This is a genomic window from Pseudomonas sp. LA5, assembly GCF_028640825.1.
In the GTDB taxonomy this organism is placed as follows: domain Bacteria; phylum Pseudomonadota; class Gammaproteobacteria; order Pseudomonadales; family Pseudomonadaceae; genus Chryseomonas; species Chryseomonas aestiva.
In genome coordinates this window covers 458362-482840 of the sequence record NZ_JAQYZY010000037.1, presented here as the reverse complement: position 1 = coordinate 482840, position 24479 = coordinate 458362, and the positions used below count along the sequence as shown (strand labels likewise).

Genomic DNA, 24479 nt, shown 5'->3' with positions numbered 1-24479 from the left:
GGCAGGGCGGGCTCAGTGCTTGGCGGTGTTGTCGAACAGCTGGAAGACCGGTGCGCGACGGGTCGAGCGTTGCAGATCCGGTTGCTGGATCAGCAGCCAGGCCTGCAACTCCGGTTCGGGCATGGGCTTGCCGATCCAGAAGCCCTGGCCTTCGTCGCAGCCCATGGCCAGCAGGCTGGCCAGGGCCTCGGCGGTCTCGATGCCTTCGGCGGTGATGCGAAAGCCCAGCTGGTGGGACAGTTCGATCAGCGAACTGACGATCAGCCGGTCCTTGGTGCGATGGGTCAGTTCGCGCACGAAGCTGCGATCGATCTTGATGGTGTCGGCCGGCAACTCGCGCAGGTGCGAGAGGTTGTTGTAGCCGGTACCGAAGTCGTCGATGGCGATGCCGATGCCCAGCTCGCGCAGGGCGGCCAGCTGGCGATGGATCAGCGCCACGTCACCCAGCAGGGCATTCTCGGTGACCTCCAGTTCCAGGCGCCTGGGATTGACCGGATAGCGCTGCAGCAACTCGGTGGTCTGCTCGGTGAAGTCCGGATCGTTCAGGTCATGGGCGGAGATGTTGATCGCCACGCCCAGACTCCGACCTTCCCGCTGCCAGGTATAGGCCTGGCTGATGGCCTGCTGCATCACCCAGCGACTCAGGGCGGTGATCAGCGCGGTCTTTTCCGCCAGTGGAATGAATTCCGCCGGACTGACCGACCCCAGGTGCGGATGCTGCCAGCGCAGCAGTGCCTCGACGCTGTGGCAGCGACCGGTGGCCAGATCGATGCGCGGCTGGTAGACCAGGCTCAGCTGATCCTCGGCGCGCAGCGCCTGGGGCAGGGCGCTGAGCAGGGCGAAGGCGCGGCGGTAGGCGGCATCGTGCTGCGGATCGAAATGCCGGCAGCCGCGCATCTCGGCGCGGGCATCGTCGGCGGTGGCGATCAGGGCGCGCAGCCAGTCGGCCGGATGATCGTCGGTCAGGGACATGATCCCCAGGCCCAGGCGGGTCTGGATGGGAATGCCGTTGTAGTCGAGCACCCCGGTCAATTCCTCCTGCAGGCGTTCGAGCAGCGCCTGTTGCGCGGCCTCGTCGGCGTCGTGCAGCAGAAAGCCGAAGCGGGCCGGCCCCAGGCGATACAGGGGTAGCTCGACCGGCAGCAGACGGCGCAAGTGCTGCTTGATGGCGCGTTGCAGGCCATCGAAGTGGGCCTGGCCCATGGCCTTGATGAAGTCGTTGAGATAGCTCTGGGCGAACAGATCGGCCGCCACGGCCACCACGCGGGTGCCGGCGCGGGTTAGGGCTTCGGCATCCTCGATGAAGCGCTGGCCATTCGGCAACTGGGTGACCGGGTCCCAGAAGGCTTCGGTGCGCAGCAGTTCGATGTGCTGGCTGGCAAGGGCCGCCAGTTGCTGCAGCGCGATCAGCCGATCCTGGGGCAGGGCGGCACGGGGTGCCGAATCGAACAGGCAGAGGCTGCCGAGCATCAGCCCTTCGGTCGTGCGCAGCGGTGCGCCCAGGTAATAGCGGATATGGGGCGCGCTGGTGACCACCTGGAGGTCGGCGAAGCGGGCGTCGTTGCGCGCGTCTTCCACCTGCAGCGGCAGGCTGGTTTCCTGCAGGTGCTGGCAGAACGACTGGGTGCGCGGCACGGTCAGGGGCGCGCAGCCCACGGTGGCTCGACAATGAACCTGCTGGCCGTCCAGAAAGCAGATCATGGCGTAGGGGACATCGAACAGCCGCGCGCAGAGCTCGGTGAGATCCTGGAAGGCACGGTCGGAGGGACGGTCGATCAAGGCGAGATCGCGCAGCAGTGCAAGACGCTGGCGTTCATTGGCCGCAGTGAGTGGAGCAGGCTCCATAGCAACGTCTCGGTGCGCTGTAGTAGCAGATTGCTACTTAGAGCGTGATCGGGTCGAGAGTTCCCTCACCACTCGCCTCACACTCTGTCAGTCGTCATTTATCTGTCGAAAGGCTCAGGCCGCGAAGTAGAAGACGGCGAACAGCGCCTGGGGGTCGGTCCACACCCGCACCTGTCTGAAACCGGCGTCTTCGGCCAGCGCACGAAAACTCTCCAGGCTGTACTTGTAGGAATTCTCGGTATGCAGACGTTCGCCTTCACGGAAGGCGAAGCGGCGACCTTCGAGACGTACGGTCTGGTCGCGGGTGCTGACCAGGTGCATCTCGATGCGCGCCTGTTCTTCGTTGAAGAAGGCCAGGTGCCGGAAGCGCTGCGGATCGAGATCGGTGTCCAGCTCGCGGCGGATGCGTTCCAGCAGGTTGAGATTGAAATCGGCGGTCACCCCGGCGGCGTCGTTGTAAGCCGCATCCAGCCGCGCCCGGTCCTTGATCAGGTCCACCCCGATCAGCAGGCCCCCGGTGGCCGGCAGCATCCGGTGCAGGTTGCGCAGGAAGACGCCGGCTTCTTCCGGGGTGAAGTTGCCGATGCTCGAGCCCGGAAAGAAGGCGATGGGACGCAGGCCGTCGAGACTGTCGGGCAGGGTCATGGGTCGACTGAAGTCGGCGCAGGCGGCGCTGACGTCCAGCCAAGGGTAGTCGGCTGCCAGCCGCTGGGTGCTGCTGAGCAGGAAGTCCCGGGAGATGTCGATGCCCAGATAGCCGGCCGGGTGCATGGCTTCCAGCAGCAGGCGCACCTTGCGACTGGCTCCGCTGCCCAGTTCGACCAGGGCGGCGTCGCGTCCGGCCAGGCGCGCGATCTCACCGGCCGCCGTGGCGAGGATGGCCTCTTCGGTACGGGTGGGATAGTACTCGGGCTGCCGGGTGATGGCCTCGAACAGCTCGGAGCCGCGCTGATCGTAGAAATATTTCGGCGACAACGCCTTCGGGGTCTGGGCAAAGCCCTGGAGCACATCGTCCCGCAGCGAGCTGTCGGCGACGCTCACCGGTTGCTGATCGAAGAAGCGCACGGCTAGGGCCATGGGTCAGACCTCTCTGGCCAGGCGCAGGCCGGAAAACTGCCAGCGCATGGTGGGATAGAAGAAGTTGCGATAGGAGGCGCGCACATGGTCCTGGGGCGTGGCGCAGCAGCCACCGCGCAGGACCATCTGGCCGGACATGAACTTGCCGTTGTATTCGCCCAGGCTGCCCGGCAGCGGTTTGAAGCCAGGGTAGGGGCGGAAAGCGCTGCCGGTCCATTCCCAGACATCGCCGAACAGCTGGCGCATGCCCTGGCCCGCGTTGGCGACCGGCTGCAGGTGATCCTGCTCGACGAAGTTTCCCTGGATCGGCTGGCGCGCCGCCACGGTCTCCCATTCCGCCTCGGTGGGCAGCCGGGCGCCGGCCCAGCTGGCGTAGGCATCGGCTTCGTAGAAGCTCAGGTGGCAGACCGGTGCAGCCTGATCCACCGGAGTCAGGCCGCCCAGGGTGAAGTGATGCCAGACGCCATCGAGCTTCTGCCAGTACAGCGGCGCCTGCCAGCCGAGGCTGCGGATGGCCGCGGCGCCGTCGGACAGCCAGAGATCGCTGCGGCCGTAGCCATTGTCTTCGATGAAGGCCAGGTATTCGCCATTGGTGACCAGCCGATCGGCCAGCTGGAAGTCATCGACGAACTGGCGGTGGACCGGCGTCTCGCAATCGAAGGCGAAGCCGTCGCCGCCATGGCCGACATGCCGGACGCCGCCTGGATGGCTTTCCCAGCCCAGGGGCGCTATCGGCGCTGTGGGCCCCTTGGCCAGGTCGGCGCGATAGACCGGGTGCAGCGGGTTCTGCGCGAGGATGTGCTTGATGTCCATGAGCAGCAATTCCTGGTGCTGCTGCTCGTGGTGCAGACCCAGCTCCAGGCGTCGGGCGATCTCGACGGCGTGTTCGGCGGGCGGCGCGCTGAGCAGTTCGGCCATGGCGGTGTCCACCGCCGCACGAAAGCGATAGACGTCGTCCACGCCCGGTCGCGACAGGTGCCCGCGGGCCGCCCGGGGAAAGGGCTTGCCATGGGTCTCGTAATAGGAGTTGAACAGGTAGTCGTAAGCCGGATTGGGCGTCTGGTAACCCTTGAGGAAGGGCTTGAGGATGAAAGCCTCGAAGAACCAGGTGACGTGGGCCAGGTGCCATTTCGGCGGACTGACGTCGGCCATGCTCTGGATGACGTAATCCTCGACGGTGAGCGGGGCGCACAGGGCCTCGCTGGCCCTGCGCACGCGCTGGAAGCGGTCGAGCAGGGTGGTGGCGGTGTCACTCGCTGCGGGCAGCTCGCGGGCGAGAGGATTCATGGCGTTCTCCCTGGTCGGCCTTTTGGTTGTCAGGAAACCGACCGGACGCCATAAGTTTAGTTCGCCCGGTTATGACGGGCGGTCTCGCTTGCCGCTCTCTACCACCAGGTTTCCAGCTGCACACCGAAGTTGTTGCCGTGGCGGGCATCGCCGAAGGCACCGCTGTCGGACAGCGCCGTGCCGGCCACGGCAGCGTCCTGGGCGCCGCGGTTCCAACTGGCGTAGGTCCAGTAGAGGCGGATCTCCGGCCGGTCCATCAGCCCCATGCCGCCCAGCGCCAGGGTCGGCGCCACGGTGACCTTGTTCAGCGTGCGGGTTGCACCACTGTCGGGGTGGATCTGGTCGTGGCCGAACTCCACCTGCAGCTTGAACAGCCGGGTGAAGGCATAGCTGGGCCGCACGCCAAAGGAATACCAGGTCTGGCCGCCATCGCCCGGCGCCCGGTCGCGCTGGTAGAGCGCCAGCAACTGGCCGCCGAAGCGCGGGGTGAGCTGCCAGCGCGGCGATTCGAGTACGCGCAGGCTTTCGTAATCCCGGTCGGCGGTCAGGCTGCCGGTGGCGCCCAGACCGGTGCCCGGACCGCGGCCGTATTGCACGGTGAAGACATTGACCCCGCCAAGGAACTGCGACTGCTTGTGCTCGGCGGTGGCCGACCAGCCGCTGTGGGCGTTCTGCACCTGGCCGGCGCGCTGGATATAGGACAGCCCCAGTTCGATCTCGCCACCGGGATTGGTCTTGATGCCGCCCAGGTTCAGGTCGTGGCGATTGGCCTTGTCCGGCTGGTCGACGTTGTCTTCGCGACTGAAGGCGTAGCTCAGTCGCAGCCCGCTGTCGCCCAGGCCGTAGTCCTCCACGCCGAAACCGGTGCCGCTCGGATTCCAGTAGTAGAAGTCGTTGATATGGATGTCGTGACGCTTGTAGTAGCGGCGACCGGCCCAAAGTCCGCCGCCATTGAGCGCCGGCAGGCTGAGACTGGTCCAGATCTGCGGCAGGCGGACGTTGCCGTTGTCGCCACTGAAGGTGGGGGTCTGGTCATAGACGTTGTAAAGGCTGGCCATGCCGTGCACCTTGAGTTCGGTGCCATCGGCGCCCTTGTACAGGGTCTGGTGCAGTTCGAGTTCCCAGTAGGTCTCGCATTCATTACCCAGGCGGTACTTGGCGGGTGCCCCGGGCAGCTGGAAGCAGCTCTGCTTGCCGCCTTCCGCAGCGCCACCGACACCTACCCGGCCGTAGCCGCTGAATTCCAGCGCCACGGCGTTCAGTGGCAGGCTGCCGGCAAGCAGGGCGAGGCAGGCGGCGGTGCCGGCCTGGCGAAAAACTCTACTCATACCCAAAAATCCCTCTGTGGTTTGGCGAACGCCGATCGGACCTGATGCCAGGTCGACAAGTTGCGCGAAAACCTCGTCCTATCAAGGACTTGGATCGAGATCGAGACCTGGGCGAACAGGGTCGAGAGCGGCGGCCTAAAGAGAATGGTTGACGACCAGGCCTCCCGCTGGCGACGCTGGGGTTTTTGGCCAGGGAAAGTATTACAAGATGAAACCGACGCTGCTGATGGCCTCGCAATTGCCCCAGGGACTGGTTGACCAACTCGAGGCTCACTACCGGGTACTGGGTCCCTTTCCTTCAGCCGATCCTGCGGCCTTGCCTGTCGGTGCCGAGGAGGCGGTGGCCCTGCTGACCATTGGCGGCCTGCCGACTCGCGCGGCCTTGCTCGACGCGCTCCCGGCGTTGCGCCTGGTGGCCTGCTATGGCACCGGCTACGAGGGCGTGGAGCTGGCGGCCTGTCGCGAGCGCGGCATCGCCGTGACCACCGCCGGTGACGCCAACGCCACCGCCGTGGCGGAATTCACCTTTGGCCTGATCCTGGCCAGCGCCCGTCGCCTGTTGCAGGGCGATGCCTTCGTCCGCAGCGGTCGCTGGCAGGGCAATGCCGTCGAGCGCATGCCCCAGGTCCCGGGCCTGGCCGGGCGGCGCCTGGGCATCTATGGCCTGGGCGAGATCGGTCGGCGCATCGCCCGCCGCGGTGAGGCCTTCGACATGGAGATCGGCTACTTCAATCGCTCGCCGCGGGAGGGGCTGGACTATGCCTATCACGGCAGTCTGCTGGAGCTGGCGCGCTGGAGCGATGTGCTGGTGGTGGCGGTCCGCGCCAGCGCCGAGACCGTGGGCGCGGTGGATGCCGGGGTCCTGGCCGCGCTTGGTGCGGAGGGCCATCTGGTCAATATCTCTCGCGGCAGCGTGGTCGACGAAGAGGCCCTGGCCGAGGCCCTGGAGCAGGGAGTGATCGCCGGCGCGGCGCTGGATGTCTTCGCCCGCGAACCCGATGTGCCCGAACGCCTGCGCCAGCAGCCCAACCTGGTGCTCAGCCCCCATGTCGCGGCCAATGCGGCCTCGGCCCAGCAGGCCCAGCAACAGGTGATGCTGGCCAACCTCGAAGCCATGCTGGAGGGGGGCGAATTGCGCAATCGCATCGCCTGAGAGCCTGTTGAAAGTCTGCTGCGCGTCGGCCAAACGGCGTTGAATACACCCTGGATCGCCAGCCCGGTCGGAATGCTCATTTACCACTCGTAAACTCGCACGCGAGCTCGGTCCGCTTCCTCAGGTCTCTTCGTCTTGTTTGGCTCTAGCTCGCTAGACTTCAAACAGGCTCTTGTTCGCCACCGGTCGGCTTGGGTTGTGGCCCCTGCTAGCCACTCCCATATTGAGCGCATGACCTCGAACTCGCCTGCCGCCGTCCTGGCGGACTTTCACGACGCGCCGCGCAGCTGGTTCACGACGCGCTTTCCCGCCCCGACCGAGGCGCAGCTGCAGGCCTGGCCGGCCATTCGCGCCGGCGCCTCGGTGCTGGTGGCGGCCCCCACCGGCTCGGGCAAGACGCTGACCGCCTTCTTCGCCGTGCTGGATGGCCTGGTCCAGGAGGCGTTGCAGGCAGACGGCCTGCCCGAGGCCTGTCTCTGGCTCTATGTGTCCCCGCTCAAGGCCCTGTCCAACGACATCCGCCTCAATCTCGAAGAACCCCTGGCCGGCATCGGCGCGGCGCTGGACGCGCGGGGGTTGCCGCCGCTGGCATTGCGCACGGCGGTGCGTACCGGCGATACCCCGCAAAAGGAGCGGGCGGCCATGCGCCGGCGGCCGCCGCACCTGCTGGTCACCACGCCCGAATCCCTCTATGTGCTGCTGGGTTCGGATTCCGGGCGACGAATGCTGGCCAGCGTGCGCGGCGTCATCGTCGACGAGATCCATGCCATCGCCGATGGCAAGCGCGGCAGCCACCTGACCCTGAGCCTGGCGCGCCTGGAAGCCCTCACCGGGCAGCCGCTGCAGCGCATCGGTCTGTCCGCCACCCAGAAGCCGCTGGCCGCCGTGGCCGCCTTTCTGGTCGGGCGCGATGCCCAGGGCCAGCCCCGCCCCTGTACGGTGATCGACATCGGCCACCAGCGCGCCCGCGACCTGGCGCTGGAAGTGCCGCCCATTCCCCTGGAGGCCCTGCTGTCCACCCAGGCCTGGGAGCTGGTCTGCGACCGCCTGGCCGAACTGGCCGAGGCGCACCGCACCACCCTGGTGTTCGTCAACACCCGTCGCCTGGCCGAGCGCATGGCGCGCCAGCTGTCGGATCGCCTCGGCAGCACCCAGGTCGCCGCCCACCACGGCAGCCTGGCCCGGGAGCAGCGACTGGACGCCGAGCAGCGCCTCAAGCGCGGCGAATTGCGCCTGCTGCTGGCGACCGCTTCCCTGGAGCTGGGCATCGACATCGGCGAGGTCGACCTGGTCTGCCAGATCGGCTCGCCGGGTTCCATCGCCGCCTTTCTGCAACGGGTCGGTCGGGCCAACCACCAGGTCGGCGGCCTGCCCAAGGGACGGCTGTTTCCCACCTCGCGGGACGACCTGGTGGAGTGCGTGGCGCTGCTCGACTGCGTGCGTCGCGGTGAGCTGGATACCCTGCACATCCCCGTGGCGCCCCTGGACGTCCTGGCCCAGCAGCTGGTGGCCGAGGTCGCCTGCCAGGAGTGGTCGGAAGCGGGCCTGCTGGCCGTGCTGCGCCAGGCCGAGCCCTATGCGGCGCTGAGCGAGGCCGATTATCGGGCCGTGGTGGAGATGCTCAGCCAGGGCTATACGGATCGCCGCGGTCCGCGCGCCGCCTATGTTCATCGGGACGCGGTCAACGGTCTCCTGCGTGGCCGCCGGGGCGGCAAGGCGACTGCGGTGATGAGCGGCGGTACCATCCCGGAGAGCGGCGATTTCAGCGTGCTGCTCGAACCCCAGGGCCATACCGTCGGCAGCGTCAACGAGGACTTCGCCTTCGAAAGCCTGGTGGGCGACGTCTTCCAGCTGGGCAACACCGCCTACCGCATCGTCAAGATCGAAGGCAGCAAGGTGCGGGTGGAGGATGCCAGGGGACAGCCGCCCAATATCCCCTTCTGGCACGGCGAGGCGCCGGGGCGCAGCGATGAGCTGTCGGCCGGCCTGGCGCGGTTGCGCGCGGAACTCCAACCCCTGCTGCCCGCGGCCGGCGAACCTCCGGAACCGGCCATCGCCCGCCTCGGCGCGGCCTATGCGCTGGAGGAGGGCGCGGCGCGCCAGCTGGTGGACTATCTCGGTCGGGCACGCCAGGCGCTGGGCGCCTTGCCGACCCAGCAGACCCTGGTGATGGAGCGTTTTTTCGACCAGGCCGGCGGTATGCAGCTGATCATCCATGCGCCCTTCGGCAGCCGTATCAACCGCGCCTGGGGCCTGGCCCTGCGCAAGAGATTCTGCCGCAATTTCAATGTCGAGCTGCAGGCGGCAGCCACCGAGAACGCCCTGATTCTCTCGCTGGCAACCAGCCACAGCTTCATGCTCGACGAGGTCTGGCGCTACCTGCATCCGGCCACCGCCGAGACCGTGCTGATCCAGGCGCTGCTCGACGCCCCGCTGTTCGCCGTGCGCTGGCGCTGGAATGCCACCACGGCCCTGGCCCTGCCGCGCTTCAGCGCCGGGCGCAAGGTGGCCACCCAGGTGCAGCGCATGCGCAGCGAAGACCTCCTGGCCACGGTCTTTCCCGAGCAGGTCGCCTGCCTGGAAAATCTCGCCGGCGAGCGCCAGGTGCCGGATCATCCGCTGGTCCGCCAGACCCTCGACGACTGCCTGCACGAATCCCTCGACAGCCGTGGCTGGCTGGCCCTGCTGGAACGTATCACCGGTGGCCAACTGACCCTGCTGAGCCGCGACCTGCCCGGACCTTCGCCACTGGCTGCCGAGGTGCTCACGGCCAAACCCTATGCCTATCTGGACGACGCTCCCGTCGAAGAGCGGCGGACCCTGGCGGTGCAGAATCGCCGTTTCGGCGGCGCCGATCCGGACGAGCTGGGCGCCCTGGATCCGGCGGCCATCGACCTGGTTCGGGCGGAGGCCTGGCCGCGGCTGGAGAGCGCCGATGACCTGCACGAAGCCCTGCTCGGCGTCGGCTTTCTCACCGAGGCGGAGCTGGCCCCCCACCAGACCCAGGCTCGCCAGTTGGTCAAGGCCGGGCGGGCAGGGCGGTTGCGGCTGCCGGCGGCGACCCTCTGGATCGCGGCCGAGCGACTGCCGTTGTTCCAGGTGCTGTTTCCAGGCGCCGCCACGGAGCCGGTGCTCAGTGCGCCGCCAGGTTTCGCGGCGCCCGCGGATGCCGAGGCGGCCCTGGTCGAGGTGCTGCGCGGGCGCCTCACCGCGCTGGGTCCGGTAGGCCAGGAGGAGCTGGCCGCCAGCCTCGGGTTGCCAGCAGCGCAGCTCACGCCGGCGCTGCTGGCCCTGGAGGGCGAGGGCTATGTCCTGCAGGGGCGCTTCACCACGGCAGGCAAGGCTGTGGAATGGTGCGAGCGGCACCTGCTGGCGCGGATTCATCGCTACACCCTGGGGCGGCTACGCAAGGCCATCGAGCCGGTGGCCCTGGCCGACTACCTGAGATTCCTGCTGGAGCACCAGCAGCTGGCCGGTCCGGCGAGCCTGAGAGGCAACGAGGGCCTGGAGCAGGTGATCGGCCTGCTGGAAGGCTTCGAGGTCGCCGCCGCCGGCTGGGAAGGCGAGATCCTGCCCAGTCGCCTGCCGGACTATCAGTTCACCTACCTCGATGACCTCTGCCGCGCCGGTCGCGTGGTCTGGCTGCGCCTGCCCCAGGCGGGGCGGGGCGGTAGCGGACCGGTCAAGGGTTCGCCCATCGTCCTGCTGCCGCGGCGACACTTGGCCGACTGGAACGGCCTGACCGAGCCCACCGGCAGCGAGATGCTGTCACCCAAGGCGCAGCGGGTGCTGGAGGTGCTGACGCAACGCGGTGCCTCCTTCTTCGATGAGCTGCTCGGCGCGGCGCGCCTGCTGCGCAGCGAACTGGAGACGGCCCTGGGCGAGCTGGTGGGAGTCGGTGCGGTCAACGCCGACAGCTTCGCTGGTCTGCGCGCCCTGCTGCAGCCGGCGGCCAAGCGCGGCAGCGGTCGCAGCGGTTTGCGCCGCGGGCGCATGGCACTCTATGGCGGGATGGAGGATGCCGGCCGCTGGGTCGCCTTGCGGCCGGCCGAGGCGCCGGACGATGCGCGGCTGCCAGATGCGCTGCTGGAGCGCCTGGTCGGGCTGCTGCTGCGTCGCTATGGCGTGCTCTGCTGGCAGCTGCTGCAGCGGGAGAGCGCCGTCTTGCCGCCCTGGCGCGATCTCCTGCGTGCCTGCCATCGCCTGGAAGCCCGCGGCGAGATCCGCGGTGGTCGCTTCATTGCTGGGCTCTCCGGCGAGCAATTCGCCGATCCGGCCGCCATCGCCCCCCTGCGCGAGTGGCGCCAGCGCCCGGCGGAAGACCTGTGGGTGTGCGTCTCGGCGCTGGATCCGCTCAACCTGGTCGGTACCCTGCTGCCCGGCGCCAAGATACCCGCCGTGGCCGGCAATCGCCTGCTCTATCGCGACGGCGTGCCCATCGCCGCGCGGGTGGGAACCAGGGTCAGCTGGCTGGTGGAGCTGGAAGCCGGGGAACAGGTGCGGGCGCGGCAGGCCCTGCAGCAACTGGGGCGGGAACGACCCCAGGTCGGCATCGGGCGCAGCCTGCTGCGGCAGTAAAGACTAGAAGAAGGGGTGCGAGGCCTTGAGCATCAGGGCGCTGTCGCAGTAGGTGTTGTGGCCCGAATACACCGAGCAGTCGGCCCCTCTCAGGCTGGTGCCGCTGTAGGTCAGGTTGAACAGGGTATTCACCCACTTGCGACTCAGATTCACCGACCAGTCGTTGAAACTGCGCACCATGCCGCCGCTGTCGAGGGTCGAGGGCACATCCAGCACATAGTTGGTGTACTTTAGCGAGACCCCGGTCTTGATCAGCGGCAACGTCCCCAGATCGGCATAGAGCGAAGCGTTGTGGCGCCCCGGGTCATTGGCGAAGGCCGCGCCCAGGCGCTTGCCATAGACGGTCATCCCGGAATACAACTCGCGGCTGGGATCGACGTTCTGGATCAGGTTGCTGTAGTTGATCACGCCCAGCTCATAGCCATAGCCAGGGGCGAAGCGGTGCTTGTAGCCCGCGTAGGTGTCCATCTCTAGCAACGGCGCATCCGCGGACGAAGCATTGTTGGTCGTCCACTGGCCGAAATACAGCCCGCTGTCGTGGGTGAGATCGAAGCCCCCGCCCATGCCGGCGGAGTTGGGCGCGACCAGACCCTGAGCCATGCTGCGTGACGGCGCCGTGCCCATCTTCAGATCGAAATCCCCTACCTCGCGCTGCATGCCCCAGGTGGCCGCCAGCGCCGGACTGGCCAGCAGCCCGAGCGCGATGAAGAGAGGTAAGGATCTGGTCATGGGAGCACTCCTGCCGTGCCGGTCACGCTAACTGGAGAAAGAATGTGATGGGGATAACAACAAGCAGGGAGAACATCGAGGTGCGAGCACCCTGATGACATCGTTGTTATTGGATGAGAAACCGCGGCTAACCCGTTATCGTCCGGCGATGATAACCAACGACGGTGGCATATTTTCACCATTCGTCAGTTTCCAGGTCGAGAATTGAACTCGATAGCAATATCAAGACCGACAGATTTGATATGGGTTCCGATAACAATCGGCAGCGCCTGACCAGGCGAGCGTCGGAGCGGCACCGGCACTGTCTTCGGGTAAAAGACACACTTTTTGACAAAGCGCCGCCCTGTTGCGACGAACAACCGCACGTGGGTGGATTGAATCGACCAGGAAAGACTCAATATTGTAGAGGAGGGCAGCAAGGTCTGCCCGCTATGGCTGTCCCTGATTGAGCGCTGGCTCGAGGAGTTTCCATGAACGACCGTATACAAGCTCTGATGCTGGACCTGCTCGCGCGACTCGGTCTGGTCAAGGCCATCCCGATTCCCAGCCGTGAACGCGAGCAGCTGGCTGCCCAGCGTCGTCGCCAGCAGCAGCGCCGCTAAGCGTTACCGGCCTTGACGGGCGCGAAGCCGGTCGGCTGGAGCCGCCCGGTTCGCGCGCGGTCCCCCGAGCGGGGACCCAGGCTTACTTGAGGTTGCCGCTGAGGAACTGGCGCAGGCGCTCGCTACGCGGGCTCACCAGCACTTCGCTCGGCGGACCTTCTTCCTCCACCACCCCCTGGTGCAGGAATAGCACCTGAGAAGACACCTCGCGGGCGAACGCCATCTCGTGGGTCACCATGAGCATGGTACGTCCCTCTTCCGCCAAGGCGCGAATCACCTTCAGCACCTCGCCGACCAGCTCCGGGTCGAGCGCCGAGGTGGGCTCGTCGAACAGCATGATTTCCGGCTCCATGGCCAGGGCGCGGGCGATGGCCACCCGCTGCTGCTGGCCACCGGAGAGGAAGGCCGGATACTGATCAGCGACCCGCGCTTGCAGACCGACCTTGTCCAGGTACTTGCGCGCGCGTTCTTCGGCTTCCGCCTTGCTGATGCCCAGCGCCTTGCGCGGCGCCAGGGTGATGTTGTCCAGCACGCTCAGGTGACTCCATAGATTGAAGTGCTGGAAGACCATGGCCAGGCGGGTGCGCAGATTCTGCAGCTGGGCCGCGTCGGCCACCCGGACGGCGCCGCGATCCTCGGCCATGCGGATGGTCTCGCCATCCAGGGTCATGGTCACGGCATTGGGCTGCTCGAGGAAGTTGATGCAGCGCAGGAAGGTGCTCTTGCCCGAGCCACTGGCGCCGATCAGGCTGACCACATCGCCGGTCTTGGCCTTGAGCGAGACGCCCTTGAGCACTTCGTGGTCGCCGTAACGCTTGTGCAGGCCTTCGACGGTCAGTTTGTACATGGATAGGAATTCCACAGCTGAAAAGGGGTAGGGGTCACGGCGAGAGCAGGTAGCCGCTGCGATAGGCCTCGGTGCCCGCCACATGGGCGATCACCATGCCGGCCGTGGCCATGCGGCGATTGGAACGCGCATAGAGGGTGCCGGCGACCGCGCTGCGGACCTCTTCGACGCGGTCGCTGATGGGGTCCACGACCTGCGCCAGCACCTGGCCGACCGCGATGCGCTCGCCCACCTGGGCCTTGAGCACCAGCACGCCACCCTGGGTGGTCGCCACGGGCTCCACGGCCGCCAGCGGCGTGGCCGGTTGCAGCAGCGGCGGCAGGGGGGCGGCGGCGCCGCTCAGAAAGCCCTGGTGGCGCAGGTAGTTGACGATGGCCTCGGCATCCGCCGCGGCGAGTTCGTCACGCACGTCCAGCTGGCCGCGCAGCTCCAGGGTCACCGACAGGCTGCCCAGGGGCAGGCGCTCGCCAAAGCGCTGGTTGAGGTTCCACCAGAGCAGGGTGAAGCATTCGTCGAAGGACTGGCCGCCCGAATCGGTGGCGAGCAGGCTGGCTTCGGAACCGAAGTAGCGCGCCAGCGGCTCGACCTGGGGCCAGGCTTCCGGCGTGGTGTAGAGGTGGGCGACCGCGTCGAAATCGCAGTGCAGATCGAGCACCACCTCGGCGTCGCAGGCCAGGCGCTGCAGGGTCAGGCGCTGACTGTCGAGCTGGGTGGTGGCGGCTTCCCCGGCCAGGGCGGTGCGGAAGGCCTCGCGCACCAAGGCCTGGTTGGCGCTCACGTCGTCACCGAGGCGTTCGGCGATGGCGGCTTCGACCTGGGCGGTCATGTCGCGGAAGCGGCGATTGAAGTTCTGCCCGCTTTCCAGCTCGTAGCGACCGAGGTGGACGTCGGCGACCTGCTGATCCTGGCCGATGGGGTTGGCCACCGGTACCAGGACCACCTCCGCCAGGAGTTCACCGGCGGCTTCCAGCGCCCGGAGGCGCTGCTTGAGGTGCCAGGCGGTGAGCATGCCGGGCAGTTCGTCGGCATGCAGCGAGGCCTGGATATAGACCTTGCGGCCACTGTCGGCGGGACCGAAGTGGAAGCTGTGGATGCAGCGCTCGGTGCCCGGGACCGGGGCGACCAGCGGATGGGTGAGATGGCGCATGACAACTCCGGGGCCGCGCCGGGCGCGGCCGCTTGGGTCAGTGGGTCGGGCCGAGGAAGGCCAGCCAGCGGCGCTCCGCCAGGCGGAACAGGCCGATCAGGATGAAGGACACCGCCAGGTACAGCAACGCGGCCAGGCCGAAGGCCTGGAAGGTCAGGAAGGTGGCGGTGTTGGCGTCGCGGGCGATCTTGAGCAGGTCCGGCACCGTGGCGGTGAAGGCCAGGGTGGTGGAGTGCAGCATCATGATGACTTCGTTGCTGTAGAAGGGCAGCGAGCGGCGCAGCGCCGAGGGCAGGATGACGTGCACGTACAGGCGCCAGCCATCCAGGCCGTAGGCCTTGGCCGCCTCGACCTCGCCGTGGGGGGTGTTGCGGATGGCCCCGGCGAAGATCTCGGTGGTGTAGGCGCAGGTATTCAGGGCGAAGGCCAGGATGGTGCAGTTCAGGCCGTCGCGGAAGAAGCTGCCCAGCATCGGCTGGTCGCGCACGAAGCCCAGGCTGTAGATGCCGGTGTAGCAGATCAGCAGCTGCAGATAGAGCGGGGTGCCACGGAAGACGTAGGTATAGAAGCCGATCGGCCAGCGCAGCCAGCGGCGCTCCGAGACCCGGGCCACCGACAGCGGCACCGAGACGATGAAGCCGATCACCACCGAGGCCACCAGCAGCCAGAGGGTCATGGCCAGGCCGGTGATGTGGTAGCCATCGGTCCACAGCAGGGGTTTCCAGTATTGCTGCAGGAGTTCGATCATCGCTTGGCCTCCCGCACGCCGACGTGATAGCGCCGTTCCAGGGCCCCGAGGATGGCGTTGGTCACGGCGGTGATGAGCAGATAGATGACGCCGGCGACGATCAGGAAGTAGAACAGCTTGAAGGTGCCCTTGCCGGCCTCCTGGGAGGCACGGACCAGATCCGCCAGGCCGATGATGGAGACCAGTGCGGTGGCCTTGAGCAGCACCTGCCAGTTGTTGCCGATGCCGGGCAGGGCGAATCTCATCATCTGCGGAAAGGTGATCAGGGTGAAGGTCTGCCAGCGGCTCAGCCCGTAGGCCAGGGCGGCTTCGCCCTGACCGCGCGGCACGGCGAGGATGGCGCCGCGAAAGGTCTCGGTGAAGTAGGCGCCGTAGATGAAGCCGAGGGTGGCGATACCGGCGGCCATGGGATCGATGTCGATGTAATCCCAGCCCATGTAGTCGGTGAGGGCGCCCAGCCAGTTCTGCAGGCTGTAGAAGATCAGCAGCATCAGCACCAGATCGGGCACGCCACGGATCAGGGTGGTGTAGCTCTGGGCAATGAAGCGCAGGGGCGCGAGGCGCGACAGCTTGGCCGAGGCGCCGAGCAGGCCGAGGATGACCGCCACGATCAGCGCGAAGCCGGCGAGCTTGAGGGTCGTCAGGGTGCCTTCCAGGATCAGCGGGCCGTAGCCATGCAGGCTGAGCGTGCCCAGTCCGATGGACTGCAAGAAGGAGTCGAAGGAATTCTGCTGCATGCGTCTTGGGAAAATCGCCTGGTGAGGCCGCCGGCGCGGTGGGCGCCGGCGGTCATACGTAAAACGCCCCCGGTGGCACCGGAGGCGTTTGCCGAACCGACCTTACTTGGGATCGTAGAGGTTCAGGTCGCCGAAGTACTTCTTCTGGATCTTGTCGTAGGTGCCGTCGGCGTGGATGGCCGCGATACCCTTGTTGACGAAGGTCTTGAACTCGTCGTTGCCCTTGCGGATACCGATGGCGGTATCGGCCGGCAGCAACTCGTCATGGATGGCGGTGTTGGTGTAGCCCTTGCCCTGGGGCGACTTCATGAAGCCACCTTCGGCCTGCAGCATGTCCTGCATGGCGACGTCGATACGACCGGACACCAGGTCGGCATAGACCTGATCCTGGTTCTGGTAGCTCTGGACGTTGACGCCGTTGGGCGCCAGTTTCTGCTTGGCGAAGGTCTCCTGGATGGTGCCCTGCTGCACGCCAACGGTCTTGCCCTTCAGGCTTTCCGCGGTGGCCTGCAGGTTGGCGCCTTCCTTGGTGACCATGGAGGAGGGGCCCGACCAGAGCAGGTCGGAGAAGTCGATCTGTTCGGCACGTGCCGGGGTCTTGGTCAGCGAGGACAGGATGCCGTCGAACTTGCGCGCGCGCAGGCCGGGAATCAGGCCGTCGAAGTCACTCACCACCCACTTGCACTTCACTTCCAGCTTTTCGCAGATGGCGTTGCCCAGTTCGATGTCGAAGCCGACGAAGCTGCCATCGGCGGCCTGGGATTCGAAGGGCGGATAGGTGGTATCCACACCGAAGCGGATCTCTTTCCATTCCTTGGCCATCGCCGAACCGGCGGCCAGACACAGGGCGAGCGCAGAGAGAGTCAGCCAGCTTTTTTTCATGTCGGATCCTAGTGCGAATGTGGATGAAATCATGGCGCCAGTACGACGCCCGTGCCCTCGCGGGAGCAATAAGCTTACCAGTCGGCGAAGATCGTCCCAAATCTGTACGCGGTTGCCGCGTTGGTTACATCCTGTAGCAGCCGACCCCGCCGAGCGGCGCGCATTATGCACCGGAAAGGCGCGGCTTTCCTGCCTGGTGCGGACGAACGCACCGCTTTGGGTCTAAAAAAATACGCATGCGCCAAAGGTGGGCAGAAAGGTAGCAGAAGACCCGCTTCGCTAAGACATCGTATCTGTTCGGTAGCAATCACGGAGTTCAGCTGTGTGCAAAGGAAACGGGAGTGAAGCCGGATGAGCGATGGCGAAAAGAAGGTGATCCCCCGCAGGATTCCGGCGCCGAGCGGCTACCGATGCCGCATTGTCCGCGCGTGGGTAAGCGTAAGCGGCCTGCCCGGCTGCCATAAGGCACTGGGCTAGCCGGTGGCGCGGAGCCTGGGCAGGTTGCTGGCGCTGGTCTTCCTGGCCGCGCTCTATGGGGCGCTGCATGACCAGCTCAGCTACGGCCTGGGTCCGGATTACTTCGATTGCCTGAAATTTTCGCAATTCGGGCTGCTCGATAGCGACCTGGCGCCCCGCTGGCGAGTGGCCCGGGTGGGTCTCCAGGCTGGCGCGGCGGCAGGACTGCCCCTGGGCCTGGCGCTGCTCTGGTTGGCGCGTGGACGTCCTGTCGGTGACCGTTATCTCTGGCGCGGCAGCGCGGCCGTGCTGCTCGGGGCGCTGGGTTGCGCCGTGCTGGGCCTGGGCCTGGGTTGGCTTGCCCTGGAGCTGGGCAGCGTCCTGCGGGTGCCGGACTGCGTGCAGGACCGCAGAGGTTTCCTGCTGGCGGCCTGGATGCACGATGGCAGCTACCTGGGCGCCCTGCTGGCTTTGCTGGTGTTTGCCTGGCGCAACCGGCTGCGCCGCTGAAACCGCGCGAGGATTCGCGCGACGCCGGCTTCCAGCGCCAGAAAGAGCAGGGCGACCGTACCGCCGAGCAGGGTGCTGCCGATCCGCTCACGGGCGATGCTCGCCTCGGGGGCGCCGGCCAGGGCGACCATCAGCACCGTGGTGCCGGTGATGAACAGCGTCTGCAGCGAATAGCGACCGTCCTGCAGCAGATAGGCGCCCGCCGCACACAGCAGGCAGGCAGCGGCCAGGACGGCAGGCGTGTTGTCGAGCCAGACCACCGCGCCCGCCAGCAGGCAACCGGCCAGGGTGCCGCCCAGCCGACCCAGGCCACGCCGCCAGGTATCGCCCAGCCGCGGCTTGAGCACCAGCAGGGCGGTCATCGGCGCCCAGTAGCCGTGGCCGTAATCGAGCAGGCTGGTCAGGGTCTGGCAGAGGGCGACCACGGCGGCGGCATAGAAGCCGTAGCGGCCGAGCCGAAATCTGTCTTCGAACAGCACCACCACCTCCCTGAGATGGGCCTTGAGGGAACCGGTGCGCAGCCGCCATTGGGAGCGATAGAGGGCCTTTTGTACGAGGGCGAAGAACAGCAGTTGCAGCAGTCCGCCGCCGAGCACCAGGCCACCCCGCAGCAGGGCCTGGTGGAGATCACCGGGAAAGCCGCCGGCTACCAGCAGGGCCACCGTCCACTGCTGGGTGATCCACCAGGGTCCATTGCCCACGGCGAACAGCCAGGCGCAGCAGGCCGCCCACAGGGCGCCGGCCAGGACCAGCGCCGGCAGCTGATGACCCAGCAGGGAGCCAACCACGGCGGAAAAGGCCATGCCCAGCGCCGCCACCAGCATGGGCGCCAGGGGCTCGGCGGCAAAGCTCTTGTAGGCGCCGAAGCCGACGGTATAGGCGCCACCCAGGGCCACCACGCAGGGGAGCCAGGCCCCGGTCCACCCGCCGGTGAGCAGGATCGCCGCCAGGGCTGGCAGGCAGGCGAGCGCCAGGGCCCAGCGCGGTTCCCGCGGCGCGCCCAGGGCGCCATCGGTCACCGGCGGCGCGGTCTGGCCGGCCATGGCTAGGCCAGCAGATTCTGCAGGATGTCGAGGGTGTCCGCTTCGGCCACCGGCTTGTCGTGGCGCCAGCGCAGCATCCGTGGAAAGCGCACGGCGACACCGCTCTTGTGGCGCTTGGACAGGGCGATGCCCTCGAAACCCAGCTCGAACACCAGGGTCGGCTCGACGCTGCGTACCGGACCAAATTTCTCCACGGTGGTGCGCCGGACGATGGCGTCCACCTTGCGCATCTCTTCGTCGGTGAGGCCGGAGTAGGCCTTGGCGAAGGGCACCAGGGTGCGTTCGCTACTCTCCGGCGGACCGTCCCAGACGGCGAAGGTGTAGTCGGAATAGAGACTGGCACGCCGCCCATGGCCGCGCTGGGCGTAGATGAGCACCGCATCCACCGAGAAGGGATCGACCTTCCATTTCCACCAGGTGCCCATGTCCTTGGTGCGGCCGACGCCATACAGCGAACCCTTGGCCTTGAGCATCATCCCTTCGACCCCCAGGGTGCGCGAAGCCTCGCGCTGGCGGGCAAGGTCCTGCCAGTCTTTGCCGTGCAGCAGCGGCGAGGGGCGCAGCAGCGGACTGGCGCAGCGCGCCACTACCCCTTCCAGTTCGGCGCGACGCTCGCGTTGCGGGTGGCTGCGCAGGTCATGGCCATGCCATTCCAGCAGGTCGTAGGCGAGCAGGATGACCGGTACGTCTTCGAGGATCTTCTTGCCCAGGGTCTTGCGCCCGATGCGTTGCTGCAGCAGCGCGAAGGGCTGCACGCCGAAGGGGATGGGCGCGGCCGGATCGCGGCCGTCCTGCTGCTCGCTCACTTCCTCGCTGCTGAGCAGGGCGTCGGGCGCGGCGTCTTCCTTCCAGACCACGATCTCGCCGTCGATGACGGTGCCATCGGGTAGCGATTCCGCGAGGGGATGCAGTTCGGGAAAGCGATCGGTGACCAGGTCTTCGCCTCGCGACCAGATCCACAGGCGACCGTCGCGCTTGACCAGCTGGGCGCGGATGCCGTCCCACTTCCATTCCACCTGCCAGTCCTCGGCCGGCCCCAGTTGCGCCTCGAACTGCTCAACCGGCAATTGCAGGGCGTGGGCCAGAAAGAAGGGATAGGGCTGGCCGCCACGCTGGGCATGCTCGTCCGGACTTTCCGGGGCGACCAGGCGGGCATAGCCGTCGGCGGTGGGGCGGTGGGACAGATCGGTGTAGCCCACCAGGCGCTGGGCGACGCGCTTGGGGTCCAGGTCCGCCAGAGTGGCCAGGGCGCGGGTCACCAGCAGCTTGGAGACACCGACGCGGAACTCGCCGGTGATCAACTTGATGCAGACCATCAGGCTCTGCCGATCCAGCTGGCCCCAGAGCGGCGGCAGGCGCTCGGCCAGCTCCTCCGGTGGTAGGCCGCGCAGGGGCAGCAGGTACTCCTCCAGCCAGAAGGCCAGGCCCTCGGCATTGGCGGCATCGGCGGTGGGAATCAGCAGTGCCATGGTTTCGGCCAGATCGCCCACCGCCTGGTAGCTTTCTTCGAACAGCCACTCGGGCAGCCCGGAGAGGGTCATGGTCAATTCACGCAGCTGCCGGGTCGGCACTAGCCGGCGGGGGCGGCCGCCGGCGAGGAAGTACACCGCCCAGGCGGCATCCGCCGCCGGGGCGCTGCCGAAATAGTCCACCAGCGCCGCGAGCTTGGCATTGCTGGAGGTGGTGGCGTCGAGACGCCCATAGAGTTCGGCGAAGGCCTTCATGCCTGGGCCTCCGCGGTGACGGGGGTATCGTCTTCCTCACCGTATTCGGTGGTGAAGCCCTGGGCGTCCAGGCCCTGGTCGCGCAGGTAGCGCACCAGGGTGGCGACCGAGCCATGGGTGACCATCACCCGCTCGGCGCCGGTCTGCTCGATGGCCCACAGCAGGCCCGGCCAGTCGGCGTGGTCGGAAAGCACGAAGCCGCGATCCACGCCGCGCCGGCGGCGGGTACCGCGCAGCATCATCCAGCCGCTGGCGAAGGCGTCGCTGTGCTCGCCGAAGCGGCGGATCCAGGTGCTGCCGCCGGCCGAGGGCGGCGCGATGATCAGCGCCTGGCGCAACGTCGGGTCGCTCTTCTTGAAGTCGCCGGCATAGTGGGTTTCCGGGATGCGGATGCCGGCTTCGCGGTAGACCCGGTTCAGAGGCTCCACCGCACCATGGGCGAGGATGGGACCGATCTCCGGATCCAGGCCGTGCAGGAGCCGTTGCGCCTTGCCGAAGGCATAGCTGTAGAGCATGCTGGCCAACCCCCGGGCCTGGTTGGCGCGCCACCAGGCGTTGACCTCGGCAAAGATCTCCGCCTGGGGGCGCCAGCGATAGATCGGCAGGCCAAAGGTGGATTCGGTGATGAAGGTGTGGCAGCGCACCGGCTCGAAGGGGGTGCAGGTGCCATCGGGTTCGACCTTGTAGTCACCCGAGGCCACCCAGACCTCGCCACGGTATTCCAGGCGTACCTGGGCCGAGCCCAGCACATGGCCGGCCGGGTGGAAGCTCAGCCTGACCCCGTGGTGATCGATGACCTCGCCGTATTCCAGGGTCTGGAGGTTGATGTCGGCACCCAGCCGGGCGCGCAGGATGCCGGCGCTGCCGGAGGTGGCGAGATAGTGGCCGTTGCCCACCCGGGCATGGTCGCCGTGGCCGTGGGTGATGACCGAACGTTCCACCGGATGCCAGGGATCGATGTAGAAGTCGCCGGGCGGGCAATAGAGGCCGTCCGGTCGGGCGATGACGAGGTCCATGGGCGCCGCTCTGCTGGGGAATACCCATAGGAACGGCGGCCGGGCTCCGGAGTTCGCCGCTCAGGCCTGGGCGGCGAAGCTCAGGGCCTGTTGCAGGGCGGCCTGGCCGACCACCTCGCCGATCACCAGGATCGCCGGGCTGCGCAGCTGGAAGAGGGCGGCGTCCACCTGCAGGTCCTGCAGGGTCGAGCGGCACTCGCGCTGGTCCGGCAGGGAGGCGTTCTCGATCATGGCCACCGGTGTGGTCAGCGCGAGACCGCCGTCCAGCAGGCCCTGCTGGATTTCGGCCAGGCGGGCCACGCCCATGTAGACCACCAGCGTGGTACCAGTGGCGGCCAGGGCGGCCCAGTTGGGCGCCGTGTCGTCCTGGGTGTGGGCGGTGACCAGGGTTACGCCGCGGGCCACGCCCCTCAGGGTGAGGGAGATGCCGCAGGCGGTGGCACCGGCCAGGCCGGCGGTGATGCCGTTGACGATCTCGCTGGCGACGCCACGGGCGGCCAGCCATTCGGCCTCCTCGCCGGCACGACCGAAGATGCAGGGATCGCCGCCCTTGAGCCGGGCCACGCAACGGCCCTGGCGGGCATAGCGCAGCATCAGCCGGTGGATGAATGCCTGGGGCGTGGAGCGGCAGCCGCCGCGCTTGCCGACGCGGATCACCCGGGCGGTAGGGCAGTGTTCGAGCACCGCCGGATTGACCAGGTCATCGATCATCACCACCTCGGCCTCGCCCAGGGCGCGCACCGCCTTGAGGGTCAGCAGCTCGGGATCGCCGGGGCCGGCACCGATCAACCAGACTTTCCCGCTCATGTAGTGACCTCTCGTTTCCAGGGTGGCGACTGTAACGCAAAAAAAAGGCGTCCCGCTGCAAGCAGCTGGGACGCCTTTGTCCGGAGGGTCTTTCCTCGCCGTTGAAGAAAGACCTATGTGTATTGTGGAATTGCAGACTTCATGCCAAGGCGCAGATCCGTTCTTTCCGGCGGTTTACCGCTGGAAAGGGGGCAGCGGGCTGCCCCTTTTGGGCGCAGCGTGCTGCAAAGGAGGGCATGACGCCGCGAGGTCTTCAGTGCCGATAGAGCCAGAGCAGCACCAGCAGCAGATTCAGCAGCAGCGAACAGGCGGCCACGATCTGCCAGGTGCGCAGGGGATCGCGCTGCAGCAGCGGCAGCGGGCGGGCCAGGGGTTGGCGCTCGCCCTGCTCCAGCAGCAGCAGGGCTTCCTCGGCGGTTTCGAAGCGGTCGGCGGGGTCGACCGCCACGGCGCGCTGCAGCCAGTCGTCGAGCCAGGCCGGTACATCCGGACGCCGGCGCAGGGCACTGGCCGGCGCACCGAAACGTGGCCGCTGGAAGGGCTCGACCTCGCCGTAGGGATAGCCACCGGTGAGCAGCTGATAGAGGGTCACCCCGGTCGCATAGAGATCCTGGGCCGGACTGGGCTCGGCGCCCTCGAAGGACTCCGGCGCCCGGTAGCTGGGAGTGCCCGGGCTGTCATGCAGATCCTCGGACAGCTGCGGACAGTAGGCCAGGCCGAAGTCCAGCAGGCGCAATTCGCCATCCTGGCCGCGATGCAGGTTGTCCGGCTTGACGTCGCGGTGAAGGATGTTGCGCCTGTGCAGCTGGCCGAGGGCCCGCAGCAGGCGGGAGGCGACGTCCAGCCAGTCGGCCAGGGCCAGGGGGCCTTCGCTGCGTAGCTGCTGCGCCAGGGTACGACCGGCATATTCCCGTTGCACGAAGTAGAGATGCGCCCGCCGCGGCAACGGATGGACCTCGACGAAGGCGCGCCCGGCGACCCGGCGCAGGAACCACTCCTCCATGAGCAGGGCATGACCGGCCAGGGTGTCGAATTGCAGCGCCGCGGGCAGGGTCTTGAGCAGCCAGGGACGGCCGCCCTCGTCCTTGACCCGGTAGAGCAGCGATTGCCGCGACTCGGCCAGACGCTCCACCACCGTCCAGCCTTCGAAGTGCTGGCCGGGCTTGAGCGCCGGCAACGGCGGCCAGGTATCGGCGCTGGCCAGGGTATCGGCCAGGGACACGTCAGGGAGGCGGTCGACCCGTACCAGCAGGGCGCTGGCGTTGTCCTGACCACCGGCATGCAGGGCGCCGGCCACCAGGGCCTGGGCAGTGGCCTCCAGCTCCGCGACGCCATCGACCAGGATGCGCCTCATGCTGTCTTCACCCAGCGCGGCCCAGACGCCGTCGCTCACCAGGAGCAGGGTTTCGCCGGCTTCCAGCTCGCCTTCGCGAAAGTCCACCACCAGGTGGTTCTCCAGGCCCAGGGCGCGGGTCAGCACATGCTGCATGCCGGCCTGCTGCCAGACGTGGTCGACGGTGAGGCAGCTCAGCCGGTTGCCGTGCCAGCGATAGGCGCGGCAGTCGCCGACGTGGGCCAGGGTATAGCGCCGCCCGCGGATCACCAGGGCGGTGAGGGTGGTCAGCAGTGGCTGGCCATTGCCCGCAGCCTGCAGCCAGCGATTCTGCGCCAGCAGCAACCGCTCCAGGGCCTGGGCCACCGGCCAGGTCTCCGGCGTGGAATAGTAATCCTGGGCCAGGGCCTGGAGGGTGGCGCGGGCGGCCAGGCCACCGTCGGGACAGCCGCTGACGCCATCGGCGAGGGCGAACAGATGCCCCTTGGTCGCCGCCAGCGCCGCGCTGGGCTGGACACTGCGCAAGGCGTCCTGGTTTTCCTTGCGCGGACCGGTCGCAGTGGCTTCGGCGAAGGCGAGTTCTAGAGGCATGTAGGGGGCGCCAGAGAGGAGAGGAGACCGGCGATGCAA

Annotated in this window: 19 protein-coding genes; 4 read left to right on the top strand and 15 right to left on the bottom strand. The window is 67.5% G+C overall.

Annotated features, from left to right (window positions below; all coding sequences use genetic code 11):
- Nucleotides 1-12: 12 nt before the first annotated feature.
- From PVZ72_RS14195 to PVZ72_RS14180, 4 genes are all read right to left on the bottom strand, one after another.
- On the bottom strand, nt 13-1845 hold the full coding sequence (locus tag PVZ72_RS14195) for a putative bifunctional diguanylate cyclase/phosphodiesterase (protein WP_273862265.1): 1833 nt from the start codon (nt 1843-1845) through the stop codon (nt 13-15).
- Nucleotides 1846-1959: 114 nt separating this feature from the next.
- On the bottom strand, nt 1960-2922 hold the full coding sequence (gene egtD, locus PVZ72_RS14190) for an L-histidine N(alpha)-methyltransferase (RefSeq protein ID WP_273862264.1): 963 nt from the start codon (nt 2920-2922) through the stop codon (nt 1960-1962).
- Between the two features lie 3 nt (nt 2923-2925).
- The gene (gene egtB, locus PVZ72_RS14185; RefSeq protein WP_273862263.1) at nt 2926-4209 is read right to left on the bottom strand and encodes an ergothioneine biosynthesis protein EgtB; all 1284 of its coding nucleotides are present in this window, start codon (nt 4207-4209) and stop codon (nt 2926-2928) included.
- Between the two features lie 98 nt (nt 4210-4307).
- Nucleotides 4308-5537 carry a maltoporin gene (locus tag PVZ72_RS14180; protein WP_273862262.1) on the bottom strand — a complete coding sequence of 410 codons (1230 nt, stop codon included), beginning with the start codon at nt 5535-5537 and terminating at the stop codon, nt 4308-4310.
- Nucleotides 5538-5745: 208 nt separating this feature from the next.
- On the opposite strand from PVZ72_RS14180, the gene PVZ72_RS14175 reads away from it, so the two are divergent.
- Together PVZ72_RS14175 and PVZ72_RS14170 are read left to right on the top strand one after the other, a co-directional pair.
- Nucleotides 5746-6690, top strand: a complete 945-nt coding sequence (locus PVZ72_RS14175; RefSeq protein ID WP_273862261.1) for an NAD(P)-dependent oxidoreductase — start codon at nt 5746-5748, stop codon at nt 6688-6690.
- Nucleotides 6691-6921: 231 nt separating this feature from the next.
- A complete protein-coding gene (locus tag PVZ72_RS14170) occupies nt 6922-11268 on the top strand; it encodes a DEAD/DEAH box helicase (RefSeq protein ID WP_273862260.1) in 4347 nt (1448 codons plus the stop codon).
- A 3-nt stretch (nt 11269-11271) separates the two neighbouring features.
- Here PVZ72_RS14170 and PVZ72_RS14165 read toward each other — a convergent pair whose 3' ends face one another.
- Complete coding sequence (locus tag PVZ72_RS14165) at nt 11272-11997, bottom strand: TorF family putative porin (protein WP_187979663.1); 726 nt, start codon at nt 11995-11997, stop codon at nt 11272-11274.
- A 470-nt stretch (nt 11998-12467) separates the two neighbouring features.
- Between PVZ72_RS14165 and PVZ72_RS14160 the strand changes: the two genes are divergently transcribed.
- Nucleotides 12468-12599 (top strand): hypothetical protein, encoded by a 132-nt coding sequence (locus tag PVZ72_RS14160; protein ID WP_007158915.1) that lies wholly within the window; start codon nt 12468-12470, stop codon nt 12597-12599.
- Nucleotides 12600-12681: 82 nt separating this feature from the next.
- On the opposite strand, the gene PVZ72_RS14155 is transcribed toward PVZ72_RS14160, so the two are convergent.
- The 5 genes from PVZ72_RS14155 to PVZ72_RS14135 form a co-directional block, all read right to left on the bottom strand.
- Nucleotides 12682-13446, bottom strand: a complete 765-nt coding sequence (locus PVZ72_RS14155; protein WP_133861067.1) for an ABC transporter ATP-binding protein — start codon at nt 13444-13446, stop codon at nt 12682-12684.
- 34 nt (nt 13447-13480) lie between these two features.
- Nucleotides 13481-14593, bottom strand: a complete 1113-nt coding sequence (locus PVZ72_RS14150) for a succinylglutamate desuccinylase/aspartoacylase family protein (protein ID WP_273862259.1) — start codon at nt 14591-14593, stop codon at nt 13481-13483.
- A gap of 37 nt (nt 14594-14630) precedes the next feature.
- Nucleotides 14631-15341 carry an ABC transporter permease gene (locus PVZ72_RS14145; RefSeq protein ID WP_007158912.1) on the bottom strand — a complete coding sequence of 237 codons (711 nt, stop codon included), beginning with the start codon at nt 15339-15341 and terminating at the stop codon, nt 14631-14633.
- Entirely contained in the window at nt 15338-16078 is a 741-nt protein-coding gene (locus PVZ72_RS14140; RefSeq protein ID WP_133861065.1) for an ABC transporter permease, read from the bottom strand. Before PVZ72_RS14140 ends, PVZ72_RS14145 begins: the two co-directional genes overlap by 4 nt.
- A gap of 102 nt (nt 16079-16180) precedes the next feature.
- Nucleotides 16181-16960 (bottom strand): transporter substrate-binding domain-containing protein, encoded by a 780-nt coding sequence (locus tag PVZ72_RS14135; RefSeq protein WP_007158910.1) that lies wholly within the window; start codon nt 16958-16960, stop codon nt 16181-16183.
- A 501-nt stretch (nt 16961-17461) separates the two neighbouring features.
- Here PVZ72_RS14135 and PVZ72_RS14130 point away from each other — a divergent pair.
- Entirely contained in the window at nt 17462-17926 is a 465-nt protein-coding gene (locus PVZ72_RS14130) for a hypothetical protein (protein WP_273862258.1), read from the top strand.
- Here PVZ72_RS14130 and PVZ72_RS14125 read toward each other — a convergent pair.
- The 5 genes from PVZ72_RS14125 to PVZ72_RS14105 all read right to left on the bottom strand — a co-directional run bounded on the left by PVZ72_RS14125 (nt 17866) and on the right by PVZ72_RS14105 (nt 24440).
- Entirely contained in the window at nt 17866-18969 is a 1104-nt protein-coding gene (locus PVZ72_RS14125) for an FUSC family protein (RefSeq protein WP_187979658.1), read from the bottom strand. The two genes, PVZ72_RS14130 and PVZ72_RS14125, sit on opposite strands and share 61 nt — an antisense overlap.
- Before the next feature lie 2 nt (nt 18970-18971).
- On the bottom strand, nt 18972-20693 hold the full coding sequence (locus PVZ72_RS14120; RefSeq protein ID WP_273862257.1) for an ATP-dependent DNA ligase: 1722 nt from the start codon (nt 20691-20693) through the stop codon (nt 18972-18974).
- Nucleotides 20690-21709, bottom strand: a complete 1020-nt coding sequence (locus PVZ72_RS14115; RefSeq protein WP_273862256.1) for a ligase-associated DNA damage response exonuclease — start codon at nt 21707-21709, stop codon at nt 20690-20692. The genes PVZ72_RS14120 and PVZ72_RS14115 overlap by 4 nt, the downstream gene beginning before the upstream one ends.
- 60 nt (nt 21710-21769) lie before the next feature.
- On the bottom strand, nt 21770-22516 hold the full coding sequence (cobA, locus tag PVZ72_RS14110; protein ID WP_273862255.1) for a uroporphyrinogen-III C-methyltransferase: 747 nt from the start codon (nt 22514-22516) through the stop codon (nt 21770-21772).
- Nucleotides 22517-22769: 253 nt separating this feature from the next.
- Nucleotides 22770-24440: a bifunctional protein-serine/threonine kinase/phosphatase gene (locus PVZ72_RS14105; protein WP_273862254.1), complete on the bottom strand. Its 1671-nt coding sequence runs from the start codon at nt 24438-24440 to the stop codon at nt 22770-22772.
- Nucleotides 24441-24479 lie beyond the last annotated feature (39 nt).